This window comes from Gilliamella sp. Imp1-1 (genome assembly GCF_001690415.1).
GTDB classification, from domain to species: Bacteria; Pseudomonadota; Gammaproteobacteria; order Enterobacterales; family Orbaceae; genus Gilliamella; species Gilliamella bombi.
This window is the reverse complement of record NZ_LZHK01000140.1, coordinates 1-12366: the sequence shown is the minus strand read 5'-3', so window position 1 is coordinate 12366 and position 12366 is coordinate 1. Positions and strand designations below refer to the sequence as shown.

The window sequence follows — 12366 nt, the reverse complement described above, 5'->3', positions numbered from 1 at the left end:
CGTAATTATGGTAAGGATATAGATAAAAGCAGTATGGATAGGTGCCTTTATCGCTATCGTCATTTAGTCGAGAATGCCTTTGCTAGAATCAAGCAATATCGTTCAATATCAACTAGATACGATAAGTTAGAAAGGAATTATGCCAGTATGGTATCACTGGCATTTATGTTAATGTGGCTGCCAATGTATTGTTGAGTAATTTATGTACAGCAAAGATCAACAGCCCCTAACCTTAAAATTGCACAGCAAACAAGTAGAAAATTCTCTACGGTAACAGATGCTTGCCGAGTTAAGTTTAAAATCGCAGTCTCAAGAAGAAATCATAAAAAAGCTGTAGTGCCCACAATGCAACGAAAAACATGGGCAAGAGAGCTACAAACCACTAAATTAATCTCAATTGCCATTAGCTGTCACATTGTGTAATTAAGTCGTTGTGTCTGCTATTATCAACCTCACACAGTATCACCATATTTTATACTTGAATCTTGTACTATTGGGGTATTCACAATAGTTACAAACTTACAAATATACGAAATTTAGGGGGGTAGTTTTCTATGAAGTGTAAACTAAACGTTTTTTCTACATATAAATTGATTTACAAGGGCTTTTACAATTAACATACTACAACCGATAGTTTCCAATCCTCAATTTCTTTCCAATATTTTTTTTCTTGTTCTAAATCAAATAATATCAATTTATTATTTTCAACAAATTCCCGATTAATTTCTATAGTCACTTTAGTTAGTTTATTTTTTAATAATTTTAAACGAAATGCTTGTAAATTAATTTCTGTATTTCGTTGGTTATTGATGAGTATAGATAATCTTAGAATTTGCATTAGCGGTATTATATGTTTGTATTCGAACAAACTAAAATAGGGTAGTGTATCTATATTGATAGTTTTTCTATGGTAACGTACAAGAGTAGACAAAAGTAATTGCTGCTCTTCGTTAAATCCAGGTAAATTACTATTTTGTAAAATATAGCTTGAATGTTTATGAACTGAAGAAAAGTTAATTTTTAATCCTACCTCATGTAACAAAGCAGCCCAATATAAAATAGATTCAAGGCTTGCTGGAATAGATGTCGGTGCTTGTTGTTGCCATTGAGAAAATAAATATTTTGCAGTTTTAACAACTTGCGTAGCATGGCATTGGTCTATATTGTAATGTTCAGACAGAGTTTGCGCGGTATTTTGTCTAATATCTCGGAAATTAAGACCTCCAGCCAACTCATAAAGCACCCCTTCACGTAATGCGCATGGGCTAAATTGTAAAGTATTTAACCCAAATGCGTTAAAAACCCCACTAAATATAGCTAGCCCGCTGACAAATACACTTTTTCTTTCACTAGAAAGTGAAGGGTAGTCAATATCTTGAAAAGAGTTGAATTCTAAAACATAACTAATTAAATCATCGAGCCTTTTTTGGGTAATAATTCCATCACAAACACCAATATCTAATAAGATACGATAAATAGACTTGATGGTGCCAGATGTACCAAATGCAACAGTAATATTTTGTTTTTTCATAATATTGATCAGACATTCAATTTGTTGTTCGGCGGCAAGCTTTGCTTGTTCGAATGAAATAGCGTTAATTTTATTTTCATGAAAAAACTGTTTAGCATAAGTTATGCATCCCATAGGGCGACTAGCAACAATCAACGGTTTTAGATCATTTCCTCTACCTATTGCAATTTCTGTAGATCCTCCACCGATATCTATTACAAATTTAGTATCATTTGACGATGTTGGTTCTGATGTCATAGTACCTAAATAAATAAGACGTGCTTCTTCTTGTCCCGATATGATTTCTATAGGAAATGGAAATGATTTAGCCGCAGCCATTAAAAATTTATATCTATTTTTTGCAACCCGCAATGTATGAGTTGCTACAACACGAACATTTTCGGGAGGAAAGCCAATTAATCTTTCGGAAAATAGTGTAAGGCATTCAACGCCTCGCATAATGCTTGATTCACTTAGATAGTTATTAGCATTAAGCCCTGTGGCAAGATGAATATTTTTTTTATTTTTATAAATGATCTGTATAGCACCATCTATAATACGAGCAATAACCATGTGAAAACTATTTGAACCAAGATCAACTACCGCATATTCATTGAATTTATTCACTTTAAATCCCTTATTCAACCGTTTCTAACTGATTCAAATAATCATAAATGGCATATTGTGCTCTAATTTTTTTCTTATTACCTCTTTGTACATAATTATTAGTTGCATCTTTATCAATAATACGAGCCTTTACATTATCATTGCATTGAATATTAAAAATATTATGGATAGTTGATTTTATTATTGGATCGAAGATTTTTACTCCCACTTCAATACGATTATCTAGGTTACGAGGCATCCAATCAGCAGAAGAAATATAAGTATCTTTTTTTCCTTCATTTTCAAAAATATACACACGAGCATGTTCTAAAAACTGATCAACAATACTTGTGACAGTAATATTTTCGCTTAAATTAGGAATTTGTGGTACCAAGACACAAGTTCCTCTTACTACAATTCTGATTTTTACACCAGCGCAAGATGCACGATATAATTGATCTATCATATCTTTGTCGGTTATTGCATTAAGCTTTAAATAGATACCTGCTACTTTACCTGTTTTGGCATTATTTATTTCTCGTTGGATAAATTCATAGAATCTCAATCGGGTATTTTGTGGAGACACAAGTAAATGATGGAACGAAACTGGTTTAAATGGGTTTTCAATGAAATTAAATACATTTTTAACTTCATCTGTAATTACAGGATCTGCAGTTAATAACGAAAAATCGGTATAAATTCTTGCAGTCCTTTCATTAAAATTACCTGAACCAATATGGGCATAGCGAACAATTTCGCCATTTTCTTTACGATCAATCAAAAATAATTTGGCGTGGATCTTTAGTTTTGGTTGTGAATAGATAACTTTAATTCCACTACTAATTAATCGTTTTGCCCATTTTATATTTGCCTCTTCATCAAACCTTGCTTGTAATTCAACAACTACAGTGACCTTTTTACCATTATTGGCAGCATTAATGGCCGCATGAATAAAGCGGGAATCTTTTGCAACTCGGTAAATATTCATACGAATATGTGTAACAGATGGATCAAACGAAGCTTGGCGCATAATTTCTAATACGTGTCCAAAAGAGTAGTAGGGATAATAAAGCAACACATCTCGATCTTTAATCGCATCAAACGAATTTCGGAATTGTTTAAATCGATTATAACTTAAACCAGGAATTTTTTTATTTAATAGCTTTTTTTGTCCAAAGTCTGGAAATTTCACAAGATCTTTAAAATTAGGATAGCGCCCACTTGGCATTGCATCTTGTTCAGTTAATAACAATTTATTAATTAATAACTCAAATAATGCTTTTGGCATATCTTTTTGATAAGTAAAACGAACTGGCTGAGCAGTCAAACGTTGTTTTAACCCTTGTGACATAAGTTCAAGCAAACTGTCTAATTCTGTGTTTAATTCGTATTCAGCATCTCTATTAATATTAATAGAATAGGCATTTAATTCTTTGGCATCAAAAAACACTTTAAAAATATCGGGTAAACAGTAACGTAATATGTTATCCAAAAAAATGATCGATTTATTTTTAGTTGAAACTTCTGACGGTAATAAAACAAAACGAGGAATATTATCCGTCGGTAACTCAAGTAACGCATAATTGGTTTTATCTTCACAAATAATTTCTACAGCCAAATAGGCATGATCATCTTTTAAAAATTGAATAAGTTCGGTATGACTATCGAGTAGAATAGGGGTGATGTATTGTCTAAGGTTTTGTTTATAATAGTTTTTTATCCAACCTTCTTGATAAGAAGAAAGCTGTCTTTCGTTAATCAAAAAGATTTGATTTCTTGCCATTTCTAATAATAGTTCATTATAAAGCTGGTCAAACTGTAATTCTAGTTGAATAACTTTTTGGTTTACTTGACGTAATAAGTTTTTAGAGTTAGAAGATGAGTTGGCTTGCTCTTGTTCAATAAGTACATATTTTTTTAAGTTGGCAAACTGTACTTTATAAAATTCATCAAGATTACTTGAGTATATACCTAAAAAATGTATCCTCTCTATAAGTGGATTACTTTTATCAGCAGCTTCTTGTAAAACTCGCTGATTGAAAGATAACCAACTGAGTTCCTTAGGTAAATATACTTTTTCTTCAATCATTTTAATCTTTCAAATTCTATTAATAGTATTTTATACAGGATATCTTATGTAAAAAAAAAAGCTAGCATGTAGCTAACTTTTTTATTGCAGAACAAATAATAAGTATGCCGTTTTAAATACGGTGAACAGATGTTGTGTTAGTAGTTCCACTTGGTACTAAAGCACCAGATACCATCACAATAATATCACCTTGTTGTAAACCGCATACTTTCACAGCCATCTCTTTACCTAAACGATAAAAATCGTCAGTTGAGTTAATTGAATCAATTAAAATAGGCTCTACACCTTTTGTCACGGCTAACTGATTAACTGTCTTTTGACTTGAAGATAATGCTAAAATACGAGCTCTAGGGAAATAATGACGAACTTCCCTAGCTGATTTACCGCTACGAGTTGCTACAACAATTAATGGAGCATTTAAACGCTCAGCAATTTCTACAGCACCACAGCAAACAGCTGAAGTTATACTCAACTTTTCTTCTTTTGATGTCAATTCTAACGATGCTGGAATTGTGTTATCAGTTCGGTTACAGATAGTCGCCATAACATTAACAGTTTCGAGCGGATATTTACCTTTAGCACTTTCACCCGAAAGCATAACTGCATCTGTACCATCAATAATTGCATTAGCTACATCTCCAGCTTCCGCACGAGTAGGGCGAGGGTTTTTTATCATTGAATCAAGCATTTGTGTTGCCGTAATAACTGGTTTAGATGCTTTATTACATTTCTTAATCATCATTTTTTGAGCGAAAATAACTTCTTCAACAGCGATCTCAACCCCTAAATCACCACGCGCAACCATAATGCCGTCAGAAGCGTCAAGAATTTCATCAAAATTATCTAAACCTTCTTGGTTCTCAATTTTAGATATAATTTTAATGTTTTCACCACCATGAGCTTTTAAGTGAGCACGAATATCTTCTACATCAGAACGTTTTCGAATAAATGATGCAGCAATAAAGTCAACACCTTGTTCACAACCAAAAATGAGGTCATTTTTATCTTTTTCTGCTAGTGCTGGCAATTTAATTGAAACACCAGGTAAATTAATACCTTTATTTTCACCAAGTTCACCGTTATTTAAAACAGTACAAATAATCTCATTACCTTTAATTTCTTTAACGTCCATAGCAATTAAGCCATCATCTACTAGGACACGATTACCTGGTTTAAGGTCATGCGCAAAACCATTGTAAGTTACAGCTACACGGTCTTTGTTTCCGATAACATTTTTGTCTGTGGTAAACGTGAATGTTTGACCAGCAACTAGGGATACATCATTACCGCCTTCTAATTTGATAGTGCGAATTTCTGGGCCTTTGGTGTCTAGCATAATAGCGGCTTTTAAACCGGTTTCTTGCATTACTTCACGTAAATTTTTGATACGGTTACCATGTTCTTCGTAATCACCATGCGAAAAATTTAAACGCATAACATTCATGCCTGCATTTAATAATTTTGCTAACATTTCTTTTGATTCAGATTTTGGTCCGATCGTACAAACAATTTTTGTCTTTTTCATAATAGTATCTACTTAGTAATATATTCAATGTTAAGGTTAATGTTTTAATTCAATTTAAAAAATTCGATAAACCAACTTTTTGCAAAAAAAAAACCAATGGCAAAGCATTGGTAGTTTTATTGGTTAAAAAAGGTATTTGTAGCTCAATATGGCTACCAAAATCACATAAAATCTTTGAAGAATATAATAATTTCATCAATAAGTTAAATCCTTTAAAATTATTCTTATTATATTCTTAACAGTATTTTAAATAAAGGTTTTTATCTTAAATATACTTTATTGTTTATAAAATATATTTAATTATAATAATTAATTGCTTAAATTACATTAGGTCTTTAAGTTGATAAACTAATGTGTTAGTGTCATTTTTCAAAGTTAGTTGATTGTTTTTTAATTCAATCTTAGTGCCATCAGTAATTAATTTTTCAATTACATAATCTAATTGATTTAATTGGTCATCATTACAAAGCATTTTAGTCATCACTATACCACTACCTTTTATGCTACCGTTGTCTAAAGTAACTTTACCAGAAAAATGGTTACACATTTTACCTGTAATTGTCATGTTTTCACCAAATATAATTTCAGCTTGATCATCTAATGAAATATCTTGACCGTTTGCTTTAGTGAGCACAAAACGATGATGCATAAGATCGACTTCTTGTAGAGTTTTTGGTCCCTCACATCCAGAGAGAACCAATGAAGCTGTAAATAGAGCAGTTAACAAGGACGTTTTTTTCATTTGAACTCCTAATAATAGGTTAAGTTTGTTATAATTAGGCATTAATGAGACTTTAATTAAAATATTTGACACGCTATGCTATCTCAACAGCAATTAAAAAATCTTGACTCAATGACTTTCCTAAATAAGCATAAAATTATAAAATTAGCTAAGAAAAGTCAAACTATAGCTGATATAGATTCTGCCATACAAGATGCTAATTTACATTATCAAAGCAGAATAGAATCGTTACCGAAAAATATTGTTTTTCCCCAAAATTTGCCTGTAATTGAAAAAAAACAAGAAATTTATGATGCTATTAAAAATAATCAAGTGATTATAATTGCTGGTGAAACTGGCTCGGGAAAAACAACACAAATTCCCAAAATCTGTTTAGAATTAGGCTTAGGCGTGAAAGGCTATATTGGTCATACTCAACCAAGACGATTAGCGGCACGTTCAGTAGCTAATCGTATCGCTGAAGAGCTAAAAACAGAAATAGGGCAGTTAGTTGGTTTTAAAGTAAGATTTTCCGATCATGTCAGTGACACAACCCTGATTAAATTAATGACCGATGGTATATTGCTTGCTGAAATTCAGAAAGATAAACTCTTACTACAATATGATACTATTATTATTGACGAAGCTCATGAACGCAGTTTGAATATTGATTTTATTTTAGGCTATCTTAAGCAATTATTATCTAAACGCCCAGACTTAAAAGTCATAATAACATCAGCGACTATTGATGTGGAACGTTTTTCTAAACACTTCAATGAGGCTCCGATTATTGAAGTATCGGGTCGTACCTATCCTGTCGAGGTTAGATATCGTCCCCCAATCCTGAAAGAAGATGATAATAATGATAAAAGTTGTGATTTTCAACCGATTATAGATGCCATTGATGAATTATCAACTGAAAGTCTTGGGGATATATTAATCTTTTTAACAGGAGAACGAGAAATTCGAGATCTTGCCGATACACTTAATAAGTTAGAACTTCGTCATACGGATATTTTGCCATTATATGCAAGGTTATCAGCATCAGAACAAAATCGAATTTTTCAATCACATACTAAACGTCGAATTGTCCTTGCTACTAATGTGGCAGAAACATCATTAACCGTTCCAGGCATTAAATATGTGATCGATTCGGGATTAGCCAGAATTAGTCGTTATAGTTACCGAACTAAAGTTCAACGTTTACCTATTGAACCAATATCACAAGCCTCTGCCAATCAGCGTAAAGGACGTTGTGGACGAACATCTAATGGTATCTGCATACGTTTATATGATGAACAAGATTTTTTATCTCGCTCCAAATTTACCGAACCCGAAATATTGCGAACCAATTTGGCTTCAGTAATATTACAAATGACATCATTAGGCTTAGGCGATATTGCCGCTTTTCCTTTTGTTGAAAAACCTGATTCAAAATATATTCGTGATGGACTTCGCTTATTAGAAGAACTTGGGGCAATTTATACCATACAGAATAGATATCATTTAACTGAAATAGGTAAAATTTTAGCACAATTACCAATTGATCCAAGATTAGCTAGGATGTTGGTTGAAGCAAGGCGCCTAGGGTGCATTAAAGAAATAATGATAATTACTGCTGCTTTATCGATTCAAGATCCAAGAGAAAGACCTTTCGATAAACAGCAAGCTTCGGATGAGAAACATCGTCGTTTTGTTGATAAGGAGTCAGATTTTATTTCTTTAATTAATTTATGGAACTACATTAAAGAACAACAGAACTTATTATCAGGGAATCAATTTAGACGATTATGCCAAAAAGAGTTTTTAAATTATCTTCGAATCCGTGAATGGCAAGATGTCTATACGCAAATTAGACAAACAATTAAGCAATTAGCGTTTCCGATTAATAGTAAAGAAGCTGATTATAATTCATTACATATTTCGTTACTAAGCGGTTTACTATCTCATATTGGAATAAAAGAGCTTGAAAAGCGTGAGTATATAGGTGCACGTAATATAAAATTTGCAATTTTTCCTAATTCAGCACTTTTCAAAAACCAACCCAAATGGTGTATTGCTAGTGAACTTGTTGAAACAAATAGATTATGGGGAAGAACAGCAGCAAAAATTGAAGCTGAATGGATTGAACCTATAGCTAAACATTTAGTGAAATATAACTATAACGAACCTAGGTGGTCTAAAAAGCAGGGCACAACAATAGCAAACGAAAAAGTAATTTTATTTGGGTTACCAATTGTTACTAATAGAATAGTAAATTACAGTAAAATTGATCCTATTTTAAGTCGCACTCTGTTTATTCGACATGCATTAGTTGAAGGTGATTGGTTCACAAATCATAAATTTTACAAGCAAAATCAAAAGTTGATTAATGAAGTTGAAGATTTAGAACATAAATCACGTCGTCAGGATATTTTAATTGATGATGATGAATTATTTGATTTCTATGATAAACGTATAGATAAATCCGTTATTTCATCTAGACATTTTGATAAATGGTGGATGCAGAAACAAAAATCTGATCCTGATTATCTTAATGTACAAAAAGAGATGCTGATCAGGCAATCAGCACAATTAATTAACTTAAATGATTTTCCTGATTTCTGGTATCAAGATCATTTTAAGCTAGCACTTAGTTATCACTTTGATATTGGTCATAACCGTGACGGTGTTACTATAAAAATTCCACTTGATATCTTAAACCAAATTAAAAACAAGGGATTCGATTGGCAAGTGCCAGGTTTTAGAAAAGATTTAATAATTACATTGATCAAATCATTGCCTAAATCTTTACGACGAAACCTTGTCCCTGCACCAAATTATGCAGATGCATTTTTAGATAGGGTAGATACAATAGAAAAACCGCTTCTTGAATGCTTAGAAAATGAATTTCATAAAATGACTGGTGTGAAAATTACATCAGAAAATTGGCAATTAGAACAAGTCCCTGAACATTTAAAAATGAATTTTAGTATTATTGATAGTAATAATAACGAAATTGCTTCAAGTAAAGATCTTGATATGCTAAAACAGCAACTCAAAACTCAACTTCAACAAGCTTTATCATCTATTACTATTAATAAAAAAGATAACTCAATTGAGCAAAATAATTTGACAGATTGGACATTTGGAAAACTTCCTGATGTTTATGAAGAAAAACAAAAAAACTATACTATTAAGGCTTATCCAGCAATTATTGATAATCAAAATTCCGTAAGTATAAAGTTAGTTGATAATCAATCAGAGCAACGAAGATTAACTAAATTAGGTTTAAGACGCTTATTAATGCTTAATATTCCCTCTCCAATCAAGTATTTACATGAAAAATTACCCAATAAATCGAAATTAAGTTTATATTTTAATTCATTTGGTAACGTTTTAATGCTTATTGATGATTGTATTGCTTGTGGTATTGATTATTTAATTGAAACAAATAATAAAACAATACATTCAACTGATGATTATCAGCAATTACTTGATTATACAAAAACTCATATTAATGAAATAGTTGTTGATATTGCTAAGCAAGTCGAATCAATACTAACTTTGCATTTTAGCATTAATAAAAAGGTAAAAGGGCGCGTTGATTTATCTTTAGCATTTGCCTTATCAGATATCAAACAACAACTTAATAAGTTAGTTTATAAAGGATTTGTTGCTCAATCAAGTTATAAAAGATTGAATGATATCTCTCGATATTTATCGGCAATTGAGAAAAGAATTGAAAAATTATTTCAAAATATGGCAAGAGATAGACAATCAATGAGTATTATAGAAGATGTTCAAAATCAGTATGATAATTGGATTAATAGTTTACCAAACAATCAACAATCAGACACTAAAGTGACAGATATTCGTTGGATGATTGAAGAATTAAGAGTCAATTTATTTGCTCAGCAACTTGGCACGTCATATCCAATTTCGGCAAAACGCATTAAGCAACAAATTAATGTATTAAAATCAAAATTATAGTCATTACTAAAAAATAGGGCGCTTATGCGCCCGATCATCTATTAAACTATCGATACAGGTCTACAAAAACAGTTATATTTGGACCATTTGAGTCATGGGCAATTCTAGCAATATGATAATACTTGGCCCCAGCATCAATAGCTCGTTTACCCGCTTGATATGAAATTTCCTGATCAGTTACATAGTAACCTCTGAATTTAATTGTATCAAATGCAACCATTTTTGCTGCAGTTGCATCATTCAATTCTTGGATCTTCCGTCCATCGGGAAGAGTGACAGTGTAACGTGTAATGCGTTGTGGCTCAGTTGTTATCGTCGTAACTTGAGATGCTGAAGCATTAGTTGTTCCAGACGTTGTTGCTTTGTGTGTGGCTTGATTAATGACTTTTACTTTATTATTAAATTTATCGGCATAAAATTTTTCATTAAAAGCTGAAGGAGAATAATAGCCAGGTTTTTCTACCTGCATAGCCGCATCACCACCTTGTGCAAGAGCTTGTTGACCAGCTTCAGAGTCATATGGAATTGCATCCTCAGGTTGAAGTTTACGTTCAGGTGCATCTTTCTTAAACAAATAAGCAGCAACTTGTATATTACTACCTAATTCACTACGTGAATCAATATAATAAGCATACGCACCTTTTGCTGATGCTTCTCTAGCAATTGCTTGGTTAATATCATATTCACTGGGAAAATAACCACGAATACGCACAATGTTGAAAGGCTCTAAACGTATGGCTTTAGATTTTGGATATTCATAAATACCTTCAAACTTGCGAAGGCTTTCAGCTTGTTCTTCTGATTTAGGAGCATCGGCTTTATATAATTTCGCATACACAATTCTTAAAGTATCATTCGAAGGGCTGATATTAGTTGTGGTTATATAAAAGGAAGCAGCTCCTTCTTTATCAGCAGCTCTTGACATTGCCATAACATAATCACTATCAGTATAAAAAGCTCCTCGGATGGTTATACTCTTAAATGATTGTAAACCTTTAGCTTGTTGTTCCGTTAATTGCTGAGAGGCAAACGAAGAAAAAGAGGTTATGGCCAAACTTGCTAAAATGATCGTTTTCTTTAAACTTGTCATATATTAAGACCTTACTAAAATTATTCTGATTATTTTAACATAAATAAATCTAATTACCTAAATCTATTAAACCGTTTAGATTTTTGATAAATAAATATTTTCCTCTAGCTAATAAAATATTTTGTTCTTGCAACTTTGATAAATTTCTGCTAACTGTTTCAATTGTTAAACCTAAATAGTTAGCGATATCGGCTCGGCTCATCATGAGCTTAATATTCAATGAAGAATGACCTTTCTTTTCATAGCGCTGATAAAGTGAATAAATAAAAGTTGCTACTCGCTCATCAGCCTTTTTTTGAGAATAGCATAATACTAATTTTTGGTAATTATAAATATCAGAGCTTAACAAATTAAACACAAGATCTCTAATATTTTTTTTGGTATCAACTAACGACATCAGCTCATCATAATAAAGCTCACAAACTAATGTATTACTAAGAGCTTGAATATTATTGTTATACACTTGAGTTGCAATTGAATCTAAGCCAACAATATCTCCTGGTAAATAAAAGCCATTAACTCGTTGATGATTATCAGAAGTTGTAACAAAAGTTTTTAATGCCCCCGAATGAATAATATAAAATTTAGTAAAGGGTGTATTAGATTTTGCTAGGATTTCATTTTTAGCATAAGATATTTTTCGTTCTAATATACTGTCTAATTTATTGTTAAGCAACATGGGAATGCAGAAAGATCCCATACTACATAATTCACATGGAACGGAATAACTTTTTGAACGTAATGTCTTAAAAATATTTTGCATATTAACGAAAGGAAATAATTAAAATTTATTAATTTATTAGAGTAGCATATTTTATAATAAAACAACAATTGCTCATTAATTAATATTTAT

7 protein-coding genes and 2 pseudogenes are annotated in these 12366 nt (G+C 31.7%); 2 read left to right on the top strand and 7 right to left on the bottom strand.

Annotated elements, in window-relative coordinates:
* Positions 1–195: transposase (locus tag A9G38_RS11870; protein ID WP_141671338.1), on the top strand; the 195-nt coding region annotated here is incomplete at its 5' end.
* A gap of 418 nt (positions 196–613) precedes the next feature.
* On the opposite strand, the gene A9G38_RS11430 is transcribed toward A9G38_RS11870, so the two are convergent.
* From A9G38_RS11430 to A9G38_RS11415, 4 genes are all read right to left on the bottom strand, one after another.
* Positions 614–2137, bottom strand: a complete 1524-nt coding sequence (locus tag A9G38_RS11430) for a Ppx/GppA phosphatase family protein (protein ID WP_202961576.1) — start codon at positions 2135–2137, stop codon at positions 614–616.
* 10 nt (positions 2138–2147) lie between these two features.
* Positions 2148–4205, bottom strand: a complete 2058-nt coding sequence (gene ppk1, locus A9G38_RS11425) for a polyphosphate kinase 1 (protein WP_034913843.1) — start codon at positions 4203–4205, stop codon at positions 2148–2150.
* Between the two features lie 112 nt (positions 4206–4317).
* Positions 4318–5730, bottom strand: coding sequence for a pyruvate kinase PykF (gene pykF / locus A9G38_RS11420; RefSeq protein WP_034913841.1), 1413 nt, complete (start codon positions 5728–5730; stop codon positions 4318–4320).
* A 322-nt stretch (positions 5731–6052) separates the two neighbouring features.
* The gene (locus A9G38_RS11415; protein ID WP_034913838.1) at positions 6053–6472 is read right to left on the bottom strand and encodes an META domain-containing protein; all 420 of its coding nucleotides are present in this window, start codon (positions 6470–6472) and stop codon (positions 6053–6055) included.
* Positions 6473–6583: 111 nt separating this feature from the next.
* On the opposite strand from A9G38_RS11415, the gene hrpA reads away from it, so the two are divergent.
* On the top strand, positions 6584–10423 hold the full coding sequence (gene hrpA, locus A9G38_RS11410; RefSeq protein ID WP_141671808.1) for an ATP-dependent RNA helicase HrpA: 3840 nt from the start codon (positions 6584–6586) through the stop codon (positions 10421–10423).
* Between the two features lie 46 nt (positions 10424–10469).
* Here the strand turns inward: hrpA and A9G38_RS12995 are convergent.
* From A9G38_RS12995 to A9G38_RS11400, 3 genes and pseudogenes are all read right to left on the bottom strand, one after another.
* A pseudogene (locus tag A9G38_RS12995) lies at positions 10470–10955 on the bottom strand (YdgH/BhsA/McbA-like domain containing protein); the annotation flags it as partial.
* 45 nt (positions 10956–11000) lie between these two features.
* Positions 11001–11513, bottom strand: a pseudogene (locus tag A9G38_RS12990) (YdgH/BhsA/McbA-like domain containing protein); the annotation flags it as partial.
* A 49-nt stretch (positions 11514–11562) separates the two neighbouring features.
* The gene (locus tag A9G38_RS11400; protein WP_080702357.1) at positions 11563–12276 is read right to left on the bottom strand and encodes a helix-turn-helix domain-containing protein; all 714 of its coding nucleotides are present in this window, start codon (positions 12274–12276) and stop codon (positions 11563–11565) included.
* Between the last annotated feature and the right edge of the window lie 90 nt (positions 12277–12366).

Excerpts from the sequence above, each read along its gene's own strand:
- ppk1 (WP_034913843.1), bottom strand. The coding sequence starts at position 4,205 with ATGATTGAAGAAAAAGTATATTTACCTAAGGAACTCAGTTGGTTATCT.
- pykF (WP_034913841.1), bottom strand. The coding sequence starts at position 5,730 with ATGAAAAAGACAAAAATTGTTTGTACGATCGGACCAAAATCTGAATCA.
- A9G38_RS11415 (WP_034913838.1), bottom strand. The coding sequence starts at position 6,472 with ATGAAAAAAACGTCCTTGTTAACTGCTCTATTTACAGCTTCATTGGTT.
- hrpA (WP_141671808.1), top strand. The coding sequence starts at position 6,584 with ATGACTTTCCTAAATAAGCATAAAATTATAAAATTAGCTAAGAAAAGT.
- A9G38_RS11400 (WP_080702357.1), bottom strand. The coding sequence starts at position 12,276 with ATGCAAAATATTTTTAAGACATTACGTTCAAAAAGTTATTCCGTTCCA.